A 17970-nucleotide genomic window follows, 5' to 3' on the forward strand; every position below is an offset into this window, starting at 1 on the left:
CGGTGGCCAGGGCGCCGCCGACAACGCATTCAAGGAGAGCAGTATGGCACTTTGGGGTGGACGCTTCAGTCAGGGAGCCGATAGCCGGTTCAAGCAGTTCAACGATTCGCTGCGGTTCGATTACCGACTGGCGGAGCAGGATATTCAAGGCTCCATGGCCTGGGCCAAAGCGCTGGTCAAGGTGGGCGTATTGACCGCCGATGAGCAGGGCAAGTTACAGCAGGCGATGGAGGTGCTGCTCGCCTCGGTGCAGCAGGATCCCCAGCAGATCCTGAGCTCGGATGCCGAAGACATTCACTCCTGGGTCGAGAGCCAGCTCATCGCCGCCGTCGGCGATCTCGGCAAGAAGCTACACACCGGCCGCTCGCGCAACGATCAGGTCGCCACCGACCTGAAACTCTGGTGCAAGGCGCAGGGCGAGCTGCTGCTCGGCTCCATCACCGCCCTGCAGCAGGGGCTGGTCGCCTCCGCTCGCGCCAATCAGGCTGCGGTGCTGCCCGGTTACACCCACCTACAGCGGGCACAGCCGGTCACCTTCGCCCACTGGGCGCTGGCCTATGTGGAGATGCTGGAGCGGGATTACTCACGGCTGCAGGATGCCCTCAAACGTCTCGACACCAGCCCGCTCGGCTGCGGTGCGCTGGCGGGCACTGCCTACGCCATCGACCGCGAAGCGCTGGCGCTCGACATGGGCTTTGCCGGCGCCACCCGCAACAGTCTGGATTCGGTCTCCGATCGGGATCACGTAGTGGAACTGATGCACGTGGCGTCCCTCTCCATGACCCACCTGTCGCGCTTTGCTGAAGATCTCATCTTCTACAACACCGGCGAGGCGGGCTTTGTCGAGCTCTCCGATGCGGTCACTTCCGGCTCCTCCCTGATGCCGCAGAAGAAGAACCCGGATGCGCTGGAGCTGATCCGTAGCAAGACCGGCCGGGTGGTCGGCGCCCAGATGGGCATGCTGATGAGCCTCAAGGCGCTGCCGCTGGCCTACAACAAGGACATGCAGGAAGACAAGGAGGGGCTGTTCGATGCCCTCGACACCTGGCACGACTGCCTCGACATGGCGGCGCTGGTGCTGATCGATCTGAAAGTGAATGGCGAGCGCACCATGGCGGCGGCCCAGGGCGGTTACGCCAACGCCACCGAGCTGGCGGACTATCTGGTGTCCAAGGGGATCCCGTTCCGTGAGGCGCACCATATCGTCGGTGAAACCGTGGTATTCGCCATCAGCGTGGGCAAACCGCTGGAGGAGCTCTCCATCGGCGAGTTCCAGCGCTTCAGCCCGGTAATCGAGTTCGACGTCTACCCCAATCTGGAACTGGAAGCGACCCTGGCCAAACGGGTTGCCAAAGGCGGTGTCGCCCGCGAACAGGTAGAAGCAGCCCTTACTGCCGCCGAAACCTGGCTGGCCAAACGGGTGGGTTAATCCACGGTAATAGTCATCCGAAATAGAAATAAAAACGGCAACCTCGGTTGCCGTTTTTTATTGCTCACCGCGGTTCAGGCACTGGCATTGAGCAGTTTGCCAACCCCTTCCCCCTTGCCATTGGGCAAGGTCTGTTTAAAGGCGTCGAGCAGCTGATCGAGGTTGAGATGGCTGGCACCGAGGGAATCCTTGAGAGTATCAAGCTCGCTTTGCAGCGCATCGAGGCGGGTACTCTGGGTGCCGCTAGCCAGCTGGTTGCGGACGCTATCGATGGCAGCCGGGAGGGATTGGCCGCCATTCTCCTGCCCCAGAGTCTGCATCAGCTCCCCCATAAAGTGGTTGATGGCTGCGCGGTTCTGCTCGCTATTGGCATCCTTGACTCCCAGCCGCTGGAACAGGCTCTGGACGGTCGGGGCGAGGCGCTCTTCCTGCACGGTTTGCTGCACAGGCTCAGGTTTGCTACTGCTGCCAAGCAGCTGACTGCCCAGCTTGAGGGCGATAGAGGCAAGGGGGAGCAGGTTGCTGATCATGATATCTCTCCGCGACAACGACCCTGAATGGTGTTGCCAAGAGATGTGCATAAGCGGGGCCAGAACGATGAAAAAAACGCCAACCATTGCCAACTCATTGAGCCACCGAACGATTTGCATGGCCGCCTCGTGCTTGGGCATGACCACTGCGGATATCAGGAGGGAGCCGGACGGCCAGCGGCTGCCGCGGCGGGTCAGGGCGGCAAAGGGCATTGCCGGAGCAAACCGGAAGCGACGGGATTGCTTTCCCTCCACGCCCGCCACCCCCTCGATCACGCCATTTTTCATTCATGAAACTTATGGCCATTAAGATAATGTAAATTTTCTTATATAAAATGTTCGCGCATGATGGCTCTCAAACCGGATTTGCCGTCGCCGTTATGCTGGCCGGCAGCCGCCTTCTCCCCGCCTTTTTCGTTTATGGAGTCGCTATGTCCCTGATCACCCCCCATATCTCCCCCGAAGTCAGCCAGTTGGCTCCCGGCTTTCGCGCTTTGAGCATCACGGTGCAGGCCGCCGCCGTGGTCGACCCGAACGTGGGGGCGCGAGCCCTTGATGAGGCCTGCACCGCCATGCTGACCGCCGATGTACCGTGGGCAGAGGCGCATCTCGCCGCCTGGGGCGATCTGTTCAGAAAGTTCGGCGCCAAGCCGCAGCGGACTCCCTGTTCCGCCGAGGCCCTGAGAAAGCGGGTCGCCCGCGACGGCAACCTGCCGGCCATCGATCCCGTGGTCGATCTCTACAACGCCATCAGCATCCGCTACGCCATTCCGGTGGGGGGCGAAAACCTGCTCGCCTATGAGGGGTTGCCGCGACTGGTGGTTGCCGATGGCAGCGAGCAGTTCGATACCATGAAGGGGGGCGAGCCGACCCACGAAGCGGTAGAGCCCGGCGAGGTGGTCTGGCGGGATGACAGGGGGGTGACCTGTCGGCGCTGGAACTGGCGGCAGGGTGTGCGTACCCGACTCAGTGTCGATTCGGGCCAGATGTGGTTCATTCTGGAGAGCCTGACCGAGATGCCGCTGGCTGCGCTGCATGAGGCGGGGGAAAAACTGATCGCCGGGCTGCGGGAGATGATGCCGGAAGCGGTGATCGCGCAGAACCTGATCGGCCATAACGAATAGGCGATTTTCGTCAGCAGGATACAGAGAGGGGCGCCGCAGCGCCCCTCTCTCTTTTCACTCTGCTCAGCCCAGCAGCAGATAGAGCTGGTGAGCGGCCACACCGGCACACAGGCCGCCGATGGTGTGGGCAACGATGGCGCGGGAGGTGAGGTGGCGATAGCCGAGGGCATCCAGCATGGCGGTGTGGGTGCTCAGGAAGCCACTCCAGCACATCCCCATGGCGGTAAACACCGCGACCTCGTTACCGGTAATCCACCCTTTGGCGATAAAGGGGGGCACCAGCGACATAGCGGCGCCGACAGCACCGAGGGAGGTAGCCGGGAAGGCGACCAGCTCCGGCTGCTGGAAGCCAAACAGCAGGTCAAACAGCCAGCTCACCTTGGCGGCCAGCACCGGCAGCAGGGCTACCCCCTGAAACGCTTCGCCGGTATAGCCCTTGTCGCCGGGTCCGAAGGTGAGCAGCATCACGAAGGTACTGATGATCAGCACGCCGGGGATCACCGCCATCCCCAGCTCCACACCGGATTTGCCGCCATCGAGTAGAGAGTTGAGGATCCGCAGCCAGCCGGGAGCCGCCTCTTTGGTCACCCCTACCTTGCGGCCATCGGACGATACAGCGTCATCGTTCAGCACTTCCCCCACCAAGGGGCGGATCATCCGTTGCATCAGTCGGGTAGAGACCACCGAGCCCACCAGAGCCCCCAGCAACCCGATCAGCGCCGCGCTGGCGGTGGATTCACCGCTCGGCAGCTGCAAGGTGGCCATAAAGGTCACCACGATCAGTCCCATGCCAAAGGCGGTGCCGAAGTTGGTGAGCGACACCAGCTGCCAGGGGGTGAAACCTTTGCGAAAGCGGCTGTCCTTGGCGAGGCTGATCACCGCCGGGTTGTCGGAGAAGAAGGTCATCAGCGCAGCCAGGGCGGTGCGACCGGGCAGACGAAACACCGGCTTCATCAGGGGGGCCAGCAGCACCTCCAGCAGGCGGATCACCCCGAACTCGCTCAACAGCTGGCTCAGGGCACCGGAGAGCACCGTGATCCCCATGATAAAGAGCACAGTATTGAGCAGCAGCTGGTGGGCGGTATTGAACAGGGTGTTGACCATGGCAGAGAGGCCCATCTGGCTGCCGAGGTAACCGAACAGGCTGCCGAGAATAAGCAGCACCAGCACGGGTTCCATCCAGTTCCGAATGGCGGCAAGTCGCCCCTTTGACTCTATAACTACATGATTTTCCATATCTATCCTGCGGTTCATCTGTGCGTGTGTGGTTGTTTTTATGGTTAAAAAATGGCTGCGCCAAATAGAAAAAAGCCCTTGTCTTGCGACAAGGGCTTTTTGAATTGGCTCCTCCTACTGGACTTGAACCAGTGACATACGGATTAACAGTCCGCCGTTCTACCGACTGAACTAAGGAGGAATTGTAATTGGTGCCCAGAGACGGAATCGAACCGCCGACACGGGGATTTTCAATCCCCTGCTCTACCGACTGAGCTATCTGGGCAAATGGTGCCGGCTACCGGAATCGAACTGGTGACCTACTGATTACAAGTCAGTTGCTCTACCTACTGAGCTAAGCCGGCACACTTTAAACCATTGTGCATGAACAAATTTTTTATTTCATGGCACCAAAATTGGTGCCCAGAGACGGAATCGAACCGCCGACACGGGGATTTTCAATCCCCTGCTCTACCGACTGAGCTATCTGGGCGTGGGCGCTATTAAACGGATTTTAAGGCAGATGGTCAACGGGAAATTTCACTTTTTGTCTCGTTCGTCTCTTTTTTGCGCAACATCGTCCATTTCTGCCACTTCTTCGGCACAGGCCGCGCCTTTTCGCCCCCAGACTCTGGGTTCCTCCCCCTTGAGCAGGCGGGAGATGTTCTCGTGATGGCGGATCAGAATGAGGCAGGAGAGCAGGGAGACTGGCAGGGTATATTCGGGTTTGAGCAGGTAGGTAAAGAGCGGCGTCAGCAGCACGGTAATGATGGAGGCCAGCGAGGAGTAGCCGCTCACCAGCAGCACCAGCAGCCAGGTACCTATCACGGCGCCCCCCATGGTGAAACCGATGGGCATCATGGTCCCCAGTGCCGTGGCGACTCCTTTGCCACCACGAAAATGAAAGAAGATGGGGTACATATGGCCGAGACAGGCGGCGACCCCGATAAAGCCGAGGTAAACGGGTTTGATCTGCAGATACCAGGCGAGATAGACAGGCACAGTGCCCTTGAGCACATCAAGCAGCAGCACCACCAGCGCCGCCATCCGGCCACCGAGGCGCAGCACATTGGTTGCCCCCGGATTGTGGGAGCCATGATCCCGCGGGTCGGGCAGACCGGAGCAACGGGAGACCAGCACAGCACTGGATAGTGAACCACCCAGGTAGGCCAGAATAATCATCAAAATCGTCAGGGCCGTCATCTTGGTCGTTTTTACCACGATATGAATGGGGTATGATGCGGGCCACATACGCTGGCATGGGCCCATGCCCACCCAGAGCGCCTCGGCAAGCCTGTTGCCCGGCCAGCATCCCTGCGCTGTCATCACAGCCCATCAAGAGTAAAGAAGAAGTACAGTCATGGACAAGGTGTTTATTCGCGGACTCGAAGTTTTGACCACCATAGGTGTATATGAGTGGGAGAAGGGCATTCGCCAAAAGCTCCGTTTTGACCTCGAGATGGGGTTCGACAACCGCCCCGCGGCAGCAACCGACGACATTAATCTGGCACTGGATTATGCCGACCTCTCCAACAAGATTTGCGAACATGTCAGCGGCAAGGTGGTCGAGCTGGTCGAGACCATGGCCGAGCAGGTCGCCATGCTGGTTCTGACCGACGCGCGGGTGCAGTGGGTCAAGGTGACCCTCACCAAGCCGGGCGCCGTGCCCAATGCCGCCGGGGTCGGCGTCGAGATCCTGCGCCATCGCACGCCGGCCGCGAGCAGCAACTGATGACCACCATCTATATCAGCCTGGGCTCCAACATCGAGCGGGAGCGCCATATCCGTGCCGGGCTCGATGCCCTGCACGCCGAATTTGGCGAACTGCGGGTCTCCCGGGTATTCGAGAGCGAAGCGGTCGGCTTCAACGGCCGCCCCTTCTACAACCTGGTGGTGGCTGCCGAGACCGATCTGCCGCTGACCACCGTCTGCCAGCGACTGCGGGCCATGGAGTTCGCCCACGGCCGCGAGCCGGATGCCAAGAAGTTCGCCCCGCGCACCCTGGATCTCGATCTGCTGCTCTATGGCGATCTGGTCTGCGACACCCCGCTGGTGCTGCCGCGCGGCGAGATCCTCACCAACGCCTTCGTGCTGTGGCCGCTGGCCGAGCTGGCTCCCAAACTGCGCCACCCCGTCGATGGCCGCACCATGGACGAGCTGTGGCAAGCCTATGACAAGGCTTCCCAGCAGCTGTGCCCCATTCCCTTTCACTGGGAAGCGTGCGAATTGCAACATCACTGATCCGCAAGGGCGCCTCACGGCGCCCTTGTTGTTTTCACGGACAGGGTTGCTTATCACGGATAAGAAAGTGTCATTGGGCCTGACCCTGCGAGGCTGGCAGGATAGCGCCCACTACAGGAGAACCCCATGCCACTCGATACCATTCACCACTTCAACTGCCAGCTGCTGGCCGAACTGCCCCACCAGCGCTATGAGCATGAACCCATCCTCGACTACGCCACCGACGAAAAGGTCAAAGCCCACCTCGGCTGGCAGGCGGAGTTCAGCAAGACCCTGTTTCTCAAGTTCAAGGATGGCCGCTTCGCCCTGCTGCTGACCCACAGGGACGGCAGGCTCGACAACAAGGCGGTCAAGGCCGCACTCGGTGCCAAGCCCTCCATCTGCACCGCCGAAGAGATGCAGGCGGAGATTGGCTGCCTGCCGGGGGCGGTCTGCCCCTTCCTGCCCCGCGCCGATATTCCGCTACTGGTGGATCCGCAACTGCTCAACCACACCGCCTTCACCTGGACTCCGGGCCACCCGGAGCAGACCTTTCTGTTGGCGACCGAGCATCTGGCCGAAGTGTTGGCGCAGCTCCCCTGCGAGGTCAGCTATCTGCCCGCGCCGACGGCGTAGCCCCATCGCGCGCCAGCTGGGCGAAGATCAGCGCCGCCAGCATGGAGAGCAACCCGACACAGAGGTAGGTAAGATGGAACCCGGCCAGCCACTGGCCGTTGGCCGCTGAGGTGCCCGCCGAGAAGAGCCCGAGCAGGCTGGCGGCAATCGCCACCCCCAAACTCATGGAGAGCTGCATCACCACCGAGAGCAGACCGTTGCCACTGCTGGCCAGGGTCGGGCTGAGATCTTGCAGCGTGAGAGTGTTCATGGCGGAGAACTGCAGCGAGTTGATGGCGCCGAAGATCGCCAGCCAGCCCAGCAGGACCCCGTAGGGGAGCTGGTTGTCGATAAAGTAGAAGCTGGCGATCATCGCCCCCAGCAACAGGGTGTTGCCGATCAGAATGCGGCGATAGCCCACCTTCGGAATCAGCTTGTTCACCAGTGTCTTGGTCAGCATGGCGCCAATCACGGTGGGGATCATGGTCATCCCTGCCTTGCTCGGGGAGAAACCGAGCCCCAGCTGCAGAAACAACGGAGTGAGGAAGGGCATGGCGCCGCTGCCGAGGCGGGCAAACAGGTTGCCCCAGATGCCGATGGCAAAGGTGGCGGTCTTGAACAGGTTCAGGCTAAAGAGCGGCTGCGGTGCATTGGCGGCATAGAGCCAGTAGCTCGCCATCGCCGCCAAGCCGAAGATCAGTGCAAACAGCGCCCAACCGGTGGAGATGCTGTGCTCCCCCAGCCCCTGCAAGCCGACCGACACCAGCACCATGCCGACGCTGAACAGCACAAATCCCTGCCAGTCGAACCGGGCGGTCTGCTGCCGCAGCTCCGGCATAAAGTGCCAGCTGGCGATAAAGCCGAGCAGCCCCACCGGCAGGTTGATGAGAAACACCCAGTGCCAGCTCGCCACTTCCACCAGCCAGCCACCGAGCGCCGGCCCCATCAACGGGCCAAGCAGCCCCGGAATGGTGACAAACGACATCACCCGCAGCAGCTCGTGCTTGTCATAGACCCGCAGCACCGCCAACCGTCCCACCGGCATCAACAGCGCACCGCCAATCCCCTGAAGCACACGGGCGGCCACCAGCATGGAGAGGGAATTGGAGGCGGCGCAGGCGATCGAGCCGAGGGTAAAGAGCGAGATGGCAGCCAGATAGATGCGGCGGGTGCCGAATCTGTCAGCCAGCCAGCCGGAAGCCGGGATCAGCAACGCCACCGTCAACATGTAGGCAATGATCACCGACTGCATCTGCAGCGGGCTCTCTCCCAAGGTCTCGGCCATGCTGGGCAGGGCGGTGTTGAGAATGGTGCCATCCAGCGCCTGCATAAAGAAACCGACCGCCGCCAGCAGGGGCAGCCACTTGCGCTGGGCATCTGTCACTGTGTGGCTCATTGCCACCTCCATTATTTTTGCGGGGGAGCGGCGGCGGTCAGGAAGAGATCGACACAACTCAGAGTCCAGGCATCCTGCTCGGCAGCGCTCTGGGTCAACGGCAGACCCAGCTCACGGAGCATGCGCTCCTTGCCCTGCCACATGAGCAACAGCTGCAAGGCGGCCTGTTCGCTGTCTTGATGGCACAGCAGGCCTTGCTGCTTCTGCTGCTCCAGCCAGTTGGACAGCATCTCGGTCACATAGAGCGGGCCCGCCTCGAAAAAAAGGGTGGCCAGCTGGGCATCGTTGCAGCTGATGCAGGTGCGAAAGATATTGATGGCATCATCGCTCAGGATCAACTTGCGAAAGCTGCGACCAAAGGCAATCAGGCTCTCCCGTACGTTGTTGCCACGCAGCAACACCTCCGGCATCAGCTCACTGCTGACGCACTTGCTGCCCACCGCTTCGGCAAACAGCGACTCCTTGTTGGCAAAATGGCTGTAGACCGTCTGCTTGGAGACGCCCGCTTCACTGGCCACCATGTCCATGCTGACCAGATGCAGACCGTGCTGACAGAAGAGCCGCCCGGCAGCATCGAGGATCGCAGCCCGCTTCTGCTGACTACGGGGTGAAATGTTCATTTTTCCTCCACAATCAAACTGGACAGTCTAGTTTCGAAAAACTAGACTCACCGGTGTGATTTGATGTTATGTCAACCAGAGGATGATGTCATGACACTTTGCTTAATCCTGCTGGCGCTGTTACTGAGTGGCTGCAGCCCGGTCACAGAGTCAGAAGAAACATCCGCCCTGACCCGGGTGATCGCCCAGCCGCTGCAAGCCAGCGATCACTACCCGGTGCTGCACCGCTTCAATGGCCGGGTGATCGCCCCCGAGCACAGCCAGATAGGCTTCGAGCTGGCAGGGCGGATCGCTACCCTGCACAAGGGACGCGGAGAGCCGGTCGCGGCCGGCGAACTGCTCGCCACACTGGACACCCGGCTGCTGGCAGTGGAAGCCAAAGAGCTGGCCGCCCGGGCCGCCCAGAACGAGGCCGAGCTGACCCTTGCCCGGCAGACGCTCGATCGACTCACCGCCCTGCGCCAGCAGCAGTTCAGCTCCCGTCAGGCGCTGGATGAACAGCAAGGCAAAGTCCGCATGCTGGAGGCAAGCGCCAACCAGCTGGCCGCCGCCCTCGAAGCCAACCGGGTCAAACAGGAGAAATCACAGCTGCGCGCCCCCTTCAACGGGATTGTGGTCAGCCGCGAGCAGGCATTGGGGGCCGTGGTAGCCGCAGGCCAGCCTCTCTTCTCCCTGACCCGCAGCGGCCAGTGGGAGGCCGATATCGGCGTGCCGGTGAAACAGGCCGAGTCCCTGATCGTCGGCCAACACTACCCCCTGCAAAGCGGGGAGCAATCACTGGAGGGGCGCCTGCTTAATCTGGGGGTACAAGTGGACGGGCAGACCCACACCCGCACCGCCCGCTTCCAGCTGATCCGGGGCGGCGAACAACTGGCAGAGGGGCAACTGATCACCCTGCTGCATCAGACCCGCGAGCCCACCCGCGCTTACGAAGTGCCGCTCACCGCACTGACCCAGGGATTGCGCGGCAGCTGGACCCTCTACCTGCTCAACGATGAAACACCACCCCGGGTGGTCAGCCGGGACGTCACCTTGCTGCAGCAAGATGGCGAACGAGCCTGGATCAGTGGAGCCCTGAATGGACAAGAACAGCTGGTGACCGATGGCCTGCATAAACTGGTGCCGGGCCAGCAGGTCACCCTGACAACCAGCGTGGATCATCAGGCGGCGCATCCGGAGCCACAGTCATGATCCGCCCGTTTATCGAGAATGGCCGCCTGCTGCTGTTGACGGTCGCGCTGCTGCTGACGGCCGCCCTTGCGGCATTGCAGACTCTGCCCAGAACCGAAGATCCCCAGCTCACCAGCCGTTTTGCCAGCGTAGTTACCCACTTCCCCGGGGCCAGTGCCGAGCGGGTGGAGGCGCTGGTGAGCGAGCCCATCGAGAACCGGCTGCGGGCCCAGAGCGAGATCAAGCTGATCGAGTCGAGCTCTCGCCCCGGTCTCTCCATCATCAATCTGGAGCTCAAGGATGAGGTCAGCGATGTCGAGCCCGTCTGGTCCAGAGTCCGTGACCGGCTGGCAGATCTTGCCGCCGGACTGCCAGCCGGCGCCAGTGCCCCCAAGCTGGATGACGAGAAGGGCTACCCCTTCACCCGGCTGGTCAATGTGGTCTGGCGCGGGCCGGGCCAGCCGCAGCTGGATCGCCTCGCCCGCTACAGCGCCGAGCTGGAACGCCGGGCTCGCCAGCTGCCGGGCACCGAATACGTCGAGCGGGTCGGGACACCACAGGAGGAGATCGAGGTGCGGTTCGATCCCCTCGCCCTCAGTGCCAGCGGCATGAGTGGCGAACAGCTTGCCCAGGCGCTGAGCGGTGCCGATGCCAAAGTAACCGCCGGAGAGTTGCAGGGCAGCCACAATCGCTTTCAGGTGGAGATCCGCGGCGCCCTCGATACCCTGGAGCGGATCCGCCAGATCCCGCTGCGTACCGGCGAGCAGGGCCAGACCCTGCGCCTTGGCGATCTGGCCGAGGTAAGACGTACCCTGCACCAGCCGGAGAGTCAGCTGGCCTTTGCCAATGGTGAACGGGCCGTGGTGGTCGGCCTGCGGATGGCACAGGATCACCGCATCGACCTCTGGTCGGCACGGGTCGATACAATGCTGGCCAAGCTGCAACAGGACTTGCCGGATAATATCGGCCTCGTCACCAGCTTCGATCAGCAGCGTTATACCGATCAGCGGCTCGATACCCTGCTGCTCAACATTGTGCAGGGCTTCCTCATCATAGTGGCAGTGCTGCTGGTGACCTTGGGAGTCAAGGCCGCCATTATCGTGGCCCTGTCGCTGCCGCTTACCGTGGCGTTCTCTTTCGCCTGCATGAACCTGATCAATCTGCCCATTCACCAGATGTCGGTCACCGGTCTGGTGGTGGCGCTCGGGATCATGGTGGACAACGCCATCGTCATGGCGGATCGGGTGCAGTATCAGCGCCGCCACGGCATGGCCATGAGTGCCGCCGCACTGGAAGCCATCGGCCACCTCTGGCTGCCACTGCTGGGCTCCACCCTCACCACCATGCTCGCCTTTATGCCGATCATTCTGATGCCGGGCCCGGCGGGCGAGTTTGTCGGCGGCATCGCCTGGGCGGTGATCTGTTCGCTGCTGGGATCCTACCTCATCGCCCACACCCTGGTGGCTGGCCTCGCAGCCCGCTGGATTGGCAGTGACCAGGGGGGGCGCTGGTATCAGGATGGCTTGCACCTGCCCCGGGTGAGCGCCCGTTTCCAGCAGAGCATCGCCATGGCGCTGGCTCACCCCTGGCGTACCCTGCTGCTGGTCAGTCTGCTGCCCCTGCTCGGTTTCTGGGTGGCGGGCCGCCTCACCGAACAGTTCTTTCCCCCTGCCGACCGGGACATGATCCACATCGAGGCCGGCCTCTCCCCACAGGCGAGCCTGGCGCGCACCCGCGAGCTGGCTCTGGGGATCTCCGCCGAGCTGGCCAGTCTCCCCGAGCTGATTCGTCAGGATTGGGTGGTGGGCGACAACGCCCCCAGCTTCTACTACAACCTGGTGCCCAGAAAACAGGGGCGGGCCGATTACGCCCAGGGGATGATCACTCTGCAGGATGCCGATGCTGCCGAGCGGCTCATTCCACAACTGCAGCAGCGGCTCGATGCAACATTTCCCGAAGCGCAGATCCTGGTGCGCAAGCTGGAACAGGGGCCACCTTTCAATGCCCCGGTCGAGCTGCGGCTGTTTGGCCCCGACCTTGAACAACTACACCGTCTGGGAGAGGAGCTGCGCAGTCTGCTCGCCAATACCCCGGCCGTGGTGCAGACCCGCGCCACCTTGCAGGCAGGGGCACCCAAACTCTGGTTGCAGGTCGATGAGGAGGCCGCCCGACTGGCAGGCATGAGCCTGACCGATGTTGCCTCCCGGCTGGCTGGCGCACTGGATGGCAGGTTGGGCGGCACTGTGCTGGAAGGCACCGAGTCAATCCCGGTAAGAGTGCGGCTGGCAGAGCCCTTGCGTCAGGATCCGGATGCGCTGCTCAATGTGCCGCTATCGCTCACCGGCACCGGCCAGCAAGGGGCTGCCAATCTCACCTTGCGGGCACTTGCCAGCCCCGAGTTGCTGCCAAGCTGGGGGGAGATCAGCCGTCGGGATGGTGAGCGGGTCAATGTGCTGGAGGCCTATCTGGCGGTCGGCGTACTGCCGCAAACCGTGCTGGAGCAGGTCAAAGAGCGGCTGGCCGCCAAGGCGCTGGCGTTGCCGCCGGGCTATCGACTGGAGTTTGGCGGAGAAGCCGCCAAGCGGGATGAATCGGTGGGCAATCTGATGGCCCATGTCAGCCTGGTCGCCGTGCTGCTGGTGACCGTGCTGGTGCTCAGCTTCAACTCGTTCCGGCTGGCAGGCATCGTCACCCTGGTGGCGATCCAGTCGGCGGGGCTCGGCCTGCTGTGGGTCTGGCTGCTGGGGTACCCCTTCGGGTTTACGGTGATCATCGCCCTGCTGGGACTGATGGGGCTGGCCATCAACGCCGCCATCGTCATTCTGGCCGAGCTGAAGGCAGACCCGCTGGCACAACAGGGCAATCTGCCGCAGATCCGTGACCTGGTGGCCGGTTGCAGCCGCCACATCGTCTCAACCACCATCACCACGGTGGGCGGCTTCATCCCGCTATTGCTGGGGGGCGGCGGCTTCTGGCCCCCCTTTGCCATCGCCATCGCCGGTGGCACAGCGCTGGCGACCCTGCTCTCGTTCTACTTTGTGCCGGTGGCGTTTGTGCTGTTCAACCGTCGCCGTCCTGACCCGATGCAGGAGAGCTGCAACGCGCAAGATCAGTTGTCGGGCTGACCCAGCATGGCTTTGAGCCGCTCTTCCAGAGTGGGCTCGGGGGCCTTTAAGGTCGCCATAAAGAGCTGCTCGATACCGGCCTTGTCCTGACTTTTCACGATAAACACCAGTCGGGACTGGGCCTTGCCCTCCGGCCAGTCGCCCAGCGCCTGCAGCGGATAGAGCTGGCCGTGGACGCCGTGGATCACCACCGGCTGGCTCTCTCCCTCCAGCTGCAAGATCCCCTTGAGCCGCAGCAGGGCATCGCCGTATTGGGCCTGCACCGCATCGATGGCGGCCAGCAGGCGGGAGGGCTTGAGCGGCTCGCCGATACGCAAAGAGAAACTCTCGATGTTGCCGTGCTCGAAGTGGGTGGGCGCAGCTGTGCCCACCTTGGCTGCAAACGGTTGCATCTTCGGCTGCATGGGGGACGCCAGCCCCTGCTTGGGGGATTCGGTGCGCAGCCAAGCAAGGAGCTGGCGCACATCGCGCCCCGCCGCTTCGTTGTAGGCGCCGAGCTTCTCCAGCACTGCTGGCGACAGTTCGCCATTGGTCACCTGCTGGATGGGGGCCGCAGGATTGAGTGCCGCCAGCTGGGCTTCGACCCGTGCCAGCTGTTCGCCATCCACCAGATCCCCCTTGCTCACCACCAGCAGATCCGCCAGCGCCACCTGTTTCACCGCCTCATACTGGGCCGCCAACTGCTGCTCAATATGACCGGCATCCACCACGGTGACGGTGCCATCGAAGCGGTAGCGCTGGGCGATAAAGCCCTCTTCGCGCAGGGTAAAGAGCACGGGAGCAGGATCTGCCAAACCGGTGGTCTCGATAATCAGCCGCTTGAACGGTTTGATTTTGCGCTGGATGGCCTTCATAAACAGCCCCTGCAGCGCCTCCACCAAAGAGCCCTGCACCGAGCAGCAGATGCAGCCAGAGTCGAGCAGCATCACCTGCTCATCCACCTGTTGCACCAGATGGTGATCCAGCCCCACCGAGCCGAACTCGTTGATCAGCACGGCGCACTCACCGAGCTCCGGCTGCTTGACCCAATGGTTGAGCAAGGTGGTCTTGCCGCTGCCGAGAAAGCCGGTCAGCAGGGTCACGGGAATTCGAGTGTCTTGCATATCGGTCATGTCAGATCCTTACCGGTTGGCAAACAGGTCGCTGAGCCAGCGGTTTTCAAAGCGGCCGTGGGGGTCGAGCTCGGCTTTCAACGCAACAAAGTCGTTCCAGCGCGGCAGCAAGGCCGGGAAGTCGTAGAGATCCATCGCCAGATGCTTGCCGAAGTGGGGAATGCCGCCGAGCGGCACCAGCAGTTGCTGCAGCTCGCGCATCTGCTCCATGGAGCCGTTGACGAAGGTGCCGTCCGCAGCCAGATAGACCAGAAAACCGATCCAGCAGACCGGCTGGCCATAAGCGGCGCTGAGCCAGGCCTCGGAAGGGCCAGTGCAGCGCAGGATAAAGGGGTAGTGCAACACGCCGGGGTTGGCCTGCTGCCACGCTTGCAGAGTCTCCAGCGCCTCGTTCATGCGATGCAGCGGCACCGCCACCTCACAGTTGATCTGAGGTGCCGGGATCCCCTTGCAGAGAATTTGGTAGACGTTGCCCACCAGATCGGAGGCATCCTTGAAGCGGCGTACTGTCTCGAAGTGCTCACCGGCCAGCGCCTCATCCTTGGTGTCTTTCGCCATCTTCTGCAAAGTGGCATCAATGGTGGCATTCATGCGGGCGTCGATATCGCCATCCAGCAGCAGCGGCTCGCTGCCACCGGCACGATAACGGGCAACCTCCTCCTCGGAGGCGGGATCCACCAGCCAGATGTGGCTTTCGCCGGTCCAGGCAAACCACCAGCTCTTCACAAAGCCGTGCTCGCGGTTGAGCCGCTCGTTGTGTTCCAGCAGGAAGGGGTAGTCGGTGGTGAACTTGGTGCAGCGCATAATGCGGTTCGGCACGGTACGCAGGGTAACGTCGAGCAGGATGCCGAGCATCCCCATCCCCATCACGAAGGCACCGAAACGCGGGTCGGTGCGATCCACCCGGATGATGTCGCCATTGGCCAGCATAACCGTCATCGCCTCCACCGCATCGCAGAGGGCAGACTGGTGCAGCCCCTGACCGTGGGTGCCGGTGCTGAGGGCGCCGCCCAGGGTCTGGATGCCGATAACGCCGGGGGATGCGGGCAGCATCCGCTCCATGGCGATCAGCCCGGCATAGACGGTATCGAGGGGCGTCCCCGCCTGATAGGTCACGGTATCGGCAGTTTTCGCCAGCTGGCCGCGCAGGTGGTGCAAGTCCACCAGCAGCGCCTGACTGCCTTCGGCATAGACGCTGTGGATGGGTTCAAAAGAGAGGCCGGAGCCGATAAGGCGCAGCTTGCGCTCGGGGTGTTCCCGCAGCAGCGCTTGCAACTCGTCGCGGCTTTTCGGGCGCCACACCTGATCCAGCGCCCCGAGAGGATTGGTTCTCGACCAGTTGAACAGCACCTCCCGATTACCGATCGCCTTGATGCTGTGAAATGCCTGGAACTGAACCGTCATACCGCGCCTCATCTTTTACTGACGTCAAAATGAGCGCTGATTCTACCGAAAAGCGAGCCGCAAGGCATGAAAAACAAGCCCCTGCATTCGAGGGGGGATAGGGATAGAGCACTTCCCTACCCTGCCAGAGGGGAGCTTGGCCGCCCGTCTGTCACCGATAAATCAGGTGGCGTTCGAGATGCCTCGCACCCCATCTGGCTGGCGGGTCTGAGCCTCTTCCGGCAGCAGCTCCTCGCAGAACTGGCGCAGCGGCATGGGGCGGGCAAACAGGTATCCCTGCAGATAATCGACCCCTTTGGCCCTGAGGTAGTCAGCCTGACGCTCGCTCTCCACCCCTTCCGCCACCAGCGCCAGACCGAGCCGGGTCGCCAGATCGATCACGTTGTCCACGATATGTTCCGAGAGCGACTCGGTACCGATGCGGGCGATAAAGGATTTGTCGATCTTGAGGTAATCCACATGGAACTGCTGCAGGTAAGCCAGGCTGGAGTGGCCGGTGCCAAAGTCGTCGATGGCGAGTTTGACCCCCATCTCGTCCAGCTGGCGGAACAGGGAGAGGGTCTGGGGATCTGACATCAGCAGCTCCCGCTCGGTCAGCTCCAGCACCAGTACCACCTTGCCGGGGAGGAAGTGGCCGAGGAAGGCGCGACACTCGGCCAGCAGGGCAAAATCGTGGCAATGGGCTGCGCTGATGTTGAAGCTGATATGAAACCCATCGGGCAACTGCTCCTGAGAGCGGTTCAACCGTGTCGCCACCTGCTTCATGATATGGGTGGTCATGGGAACGATCAGTCCCGACTCCTCCGCTTGCGGAATAAAGAGATCGGGCCGGATCACCCCTTCATTGACATGTTCCCAGCGCATCAGCACCTCGGCGCCCATCATCTTGCCGTCGTGGCTGGCAATCAGCGGCTGCAGATAGGGGACAAACTCCCTGGCCCGCAGGGCTCGTCGCAACTCATCTGTTGGCGAGCCGGGCCGCCCCAGCACCCACCACACCAGCCAGGCCAGCAAAAGCGAGGAAACCGCCAGCCACGACAGCGCCACATGGCGCGCGGCCCACAGCGACTTCCAGTAGACCGGCATGGCATAACCGGCATGGATGGTGAAAGGATAATGGGATGAGGTGAGGGCCTGGCTGATCCCGCGATGGAGGGTGGGCGCCTCGCTCAGATAGCTGCCAGACTCATTGAGCCAGGCCGACCCCACCTGCAGATAAAGCGCACTGGATTTTCCGCTCATGGAGAGCATGAAGCTGAGCTGGGTGCTGTCGATGGCGCTCAAAGCGGCATCCTTGCCCCGCTCGGTGCGCACCACCAGCAGCGGGTGATTTTGCCGCACCCGGTTGCCACTCATCAGCAGCAGCTTGCGGCCGGTGTAGATCTCCGGCTCATCGGCATCATCAGCTTCACCAAACAGCGAAGTGCAATTGATGATGCCGTTTCGCACCAGATTGACCGAACGCAGGAAGGGCTCGATGGCGACCTTCTTGCGCAGCACCAGCAGGTTGTCGCGACAGGGAGCCTTCACCAGAGGCAGCACGGAGCGATTGGCCTGCTCCGCATGATCCAGCATCGACTCCATCAGGGTTCTGGCCTTGTGGGCCGAGGCGCTGGATTCCGCTTTCAGCTCCTGCAGATAAGTACTGTGGATGACCGCCCCCCCCCCAGCAGCGGCAGAGCAAAAACCAGCAAGGCACCGCCGAAGCGTAACCCGGTTCGGGAGAGATCGATCCTGAACAGAAACATAAAGAACCACGCCGCAATTTGTCAGGCCTGCCAACGCAAGCACCCAGTGAACAGATAAACACTTTCCCTCGATAACGATGCCTCATCATTACCGCACATAGCCGAGCAACATAACCCAAAGCGTTTATAAAACGAACCACCCAACAGGTGATTGACCTTCTCGAGCAGGAACATTTAAGCCCCCCCAAGAAAGACGACAAATAACGCTCAAATAAATAATGCCGCGTAAATACGCGGCATTATTGGCTTCTTATCGCGCAAA

General features: G+C 62.0%; 14 protein-coding genes, 4 tRNA genes and 1 pseudogene. 7 read left to right on the forward strand and 12 right to left on the reverse strand.

The features are described from left to right. Positions 1 to 43 precede the first annotated feature (43 nt). Positions 44 to 1429, forward strand: coding sequence for an argininosuccinate lyase (gene argH / locus ACTG2G_RS08835; RefSeq protein ID WP_421388001.1), 1386 nt, complete (start codon positions 44 to 46; stop codon positions 1427 to 1429). A 74-nt stretch (positions 1430 to 1503) separates the two neighbouring features. Here the strand turns inward: argH and ACTG2G_RS08840 are convergent, their stop codons facing one another. Next, positions 1504 to 1959 (reverse strand): hypothetical protein, encoded by a 456-nt coding sequence (locus tag ACTG2G_RS08840; protein WP_421387998.1) that lies wholly within the window; start codon positions 1957 to 1959, stop codon positions 1504 to 1506. Between the two features lie 431 nt (positions 1960 to 2390). Between ACTG2G_RS08840 and ACTG2G_RS08845 the strand changes: the two genes are divergently transcribed. After that, positions 2391 to 3083 (forward strand): B3/B4 domain-containing protein, encoded by a 693-nt coding sequence (locus tag ACTG2G_RS08845; protein WP_421387996.1) that lies wholly within the window; start codon positions 2391 to 2393, stop codon positions 3081 to 3083. 63 nt (positions 3084 to 3146) lie between these two features. Here the strand turns inward: ACTG2G_RS08845 and ACTG2G_RS08850 are convergent, their stop codons facing one another. The 6 genes from ACTG2G_RS08850 to plsY all read right to left on the reverse strand — a co-directional run bounded on the left by ACTG2G_RS08850 (position 3147) and on the right by plsY (position 5501). Beyond that, positions 3147 to 4319: a CD0519/CD1768 family membrane protein gene (locus tag ACTG2G_RS08850; RefSeq protein ID WP_005355060.1), complete on the reverse strand. Its 1173-nt coding sequence runs from the start codon at positions 4317 to 4319 to the stop codon at positions 3147 to 3149. A gap of 105 nt (positions 4320 to 4424) precedes the next feature. Then, a tRNA-Asn gene (locus tag ACTG2G_RS08855) sits at positions 4425 to 4500 on the reverse strand. A gap of 8 nt (positions 4501 to 4508) precedes the next feature. Further along, positions 4509 to 4584, reverse strand: a tRNA-Phe gene (locus ACTG2G_RS08860). Between the two features lie 3 nt (positions 4585 to 4587). Further along, positions 4588 to 4663, reverse strand: a tRNA-Thr gene (locus ACTG2G_RS08865). Positions 4664 to 4715: 52 nt separating this feature from the next. Next, positions 4716 to 4791, reverse strand: a tRNA-Phe gene (locus ACTG2G_RS08870). 47 nt (positions 4792 to 4838) lie between these two features. After that, complete coding sequence (gene plsY, locus ACTG2G_RS08875; protein ID WP_139405176.1) at positions 4839 to 5501, reverse strand: glycerol-3-phosphate 1-O-acyltransferase PlsY; 663 nt, start codon at positions 5499 to 5501, stop codon at positions 4839 to 4841. A gap of 157 nt (positions 5502 to 5658) precedes the next feature. Here plsY and folB point away from each other — a divergent pair, with 157 nt between their 5' ends. From folB to ACTG2G_RS08890, 3 genes are all read left to right on the forward strand, one after another. Beyond that, positions 5659 to 6030 carry a dihydroneopterin aldolase gene (gene folB / locus ACTG2G_RS08880; protein ID WP_270905374.1) on the forward strand — a complete coding sequence of 124 codons (372 nt, stop codon included), beginning with the start codon at positions 5659 to 5661 and terminating at the stop codon, positions 6028 to 6030. Further along, positions 6030 to 6539 carry a 2-amino-4-hydroxy-6-hydroxymethyldihydropteridine diphosphokinase gene (gene folK, locus ACTG2G_RS08885; protein ID WP_439985375.1) on the forward strand — a complete coding sequence of 170 codons (510 nt, stop codon included), beginning with the start codon at positions 6030 to 6032 and terminating at the stop codon, positions 6537 to 6539. The genes folB and folK overlap by 1 nt, the downstream gene beginning before the upstream one ends. Positions 6540 to 6665: 126 nt before the next feature. Next, positions 6666 to 7154: a YbaK/EbsC family protein gene (locus ACTG2G_RS08890; RefSeq protein WP_439985376.1), complete on the forward strand. Its 489-nt coding sequence runs from the start codon at positions 6666 to 6668 to the stop codon at positions 7152 to 7154. Here ACTG2G_RS08890 and mdtD read toward each other — a convergent pair. Continuing rightward, entirely contained in the window at positions 7126 to 8529 is a 1404-nt protein-coding gene (gene mdtD / locus ACTG2G_RS08895) for a multidrug transporter subunit MdtD (RefSeq protein ID WP_439985377.1), read from the reverse strand. The two genes, ACTG2G_RS08890 and mdtD, sit on opposite strands and share 29 nt — an antisense overlap. Before the next feature lie 11 nt (positions 8530 to 8540). After that, complete coding sequence (locus ACTG2G_RS08900; RefSeq protein WP_005355070.1) at positions 8541 to 9149, reverse strand: TetR/AcrR family transcriptional regulator; 609 nt, start codon at positions 9147 to 9149, stop codon at positions 8541 to 8543. A 90-nt stretch (positions 9150 to 9239) separates the two neighbouring features. Between ACTG2G_RS08900 and ACTG2G_RS08905 the strand changes: the two genes are divergently transcribed. Both ACTG2G_RS08905 and ACTG2G_RS08910 read left to right on the forward strand, forming a co-directional pair. Further along, positions 9240 to 10340, forward strand: a complete 1101-nt coding sequence (locus ACTG2G_RS08905; RefSeq protein WP_439985378.1) for an efflux RND transporter periplasmic adaptor subunit — start codon at positions 9240 to 9242, stop codon at positions 10338 to 10340. Beyond that, positions 10337 to 13444, forward strand: coding sequence for an efflux RND transporter permease subunit (locus ACTG2G_RS08910; RefSeq protein ID WP_421387550.1), 3108 nt, complete (start codon positions 10337 to 10339; stop codon positions 13442 to 13444). Before ACTG2G_RS08905 ends, ACTG2G_RS08910 begins: the two co-directional genes overlap by 4 nt. Here the strand turns inward: ACTG2G_RS08910 and ACTG2G_RS08915 are convergent. The 3 genes and pseudogenes from ACTG2G_RS08915 to ACTG2G_RS08925 all read right to left on the reverse strand — a co-directional run bounded on the left by ACTG2G_RS08915 (position 13429) and on the right by ACTG2G_RS08925 (position 17708). Continuing rightward, a complete protein-coding gene (locus tag ACTG2G_RS08915; RefSeq protein WP_005355076.1) occupies positions 13429 to 14556 on the reverse strand; it encodes a CobW family GTP-binding protein in 1128 nt (375 codons plus the stop codon). The two genes, ACTG2G_RS08910 and ACTG2G_RS08915, sit on opposite strands and share 16 nt — an antisense overlap. Positions 14557 to 14565: 9 nt before the next feature. Then, positions 14566 to 15960, reverse strand: coding sequence for a D-arabinono-1,4-lactone oxidase (locus ACTG2G_RS08920; protein ID WP_421387549.1), 1395 nt, complete (start codon positions 15958 to 15960; stop codon positions 14566 to 14568). A gap of 162 nt (positions 15961 to 16122) precedes the next feature. After that, positions 16123 to 17708: pseudogene (locus tag ACTG2G_RS08925) on the reverse strand (EAL domain-containing protein). Positions 17709 to 17970 lie beyond the last annotated feature (262 nt).

Source organism: Aeromonas sp. 55A (assembly GCF_051919665.1).
Lineage (GTDB): Bacteria > Pseudomonadota > Gammaproteobacteria > Enterobacterales > Aeromonadaceae > Aeromonas > Aeromonas veronii.

Bases quoted from the DNA above. Each gene is read 5' to 3' on its own strand.
- ACTG2G_RS08890 (WP_439985376.1), top strand. From the start codon at position 6,666: ATGCCACTCGATACCATTCACCACTTCAACTGCCAGCTGCTGGCCGAA.
- folK (WP_439985375.1), top strand. From the start codon at position 6,030: ATGACCACCATCTATATCAGCCTGGGCTCCAACATCGAGCGGGAGCGC.
- ACTG2G_RS08915 (WP_005355076.1), bottom strand. From the start codon at position 14,556: ATGACCGATATGCAAGACACTCGAATTCCCGTGACCCTGCTGACCGGC.
- folB (WP_270905374.1), top strand. From the start codon at position 5,659: ATGGACAAGGTGTTTATTCGCGGACTCGAAGTTTTGACCACCATAGGT.
- ACTG2G_RS08850 (WP_005355060.1), bottom strand. From the start codon at position 4,319: ATGGAAAATCATGTAGTTATAGAGTCAAAGGGGCGACTTGCCGCCATT.
- ACTG2G_RS08920 (WP_421387549.1), bottom strand. From the start codon at position 15,960: ATGACGGTTCAGTTCCAGGCATTTCACAGCATCAAGGCGATCGGTAAT.
- mdtD (WP_439985377.1), bottom strand. From the start codon at position 8,529: ATGAGCCACACAGTGACAGATGCCCAGCGCAAGTGGCTGCCCCTGCTG.
- plsY (WP_139405176.1), bottom strand. From the start codon at position 5,501: ATGACGGCCCTGACGATTTTGATGATTATTCTGGCCTACCTGGGTGGT.
- ACTG2G_RS08840 (WP_421387998.1), bottom strand. From the start codon at position 1,959: ATGATCAGCAACCTGCTCCCCCTTGCCTCTATCGCCCTCAAGCTGGGC.
- ACTG2G_RS08845 (WP_421387996.1), top strand. From the start codon at position 2,391: ATGTCCCTGATCACCCCCCATATCTCCCCCGAAGTCAGCCAGTTGGCT.
- ACTG2G_RS08910 (WP_421387550.1), top strand. From the start codon at position 10,337: ATGATCCGCCCGTTTATCGAGAATGGCCGCCTGCTGCTGTTGACGGTC.
- argH (WP_421388001.1), top strand. From the start codon at position 44: ATGGCACTTTGGGGTGGACGCTTCAGTCAGGGAGCCGATAGCCGGTTC.
- ACTG2G_RS08900 (WP_005355070.1), bottom strand. From the start codon at position 9,149: ATGAACATTTCACCCCGTAGTCAGCAGAAGCGGGCTGCGATCCTCGAT.
- ACTG2G_RS08905 (WP_439985378.1), top strand. From the start codon at position 9,240: ATGACACTTTGCTTAATCCTGCTGGCGCTGTTACTGAGTGGCTGCAGC.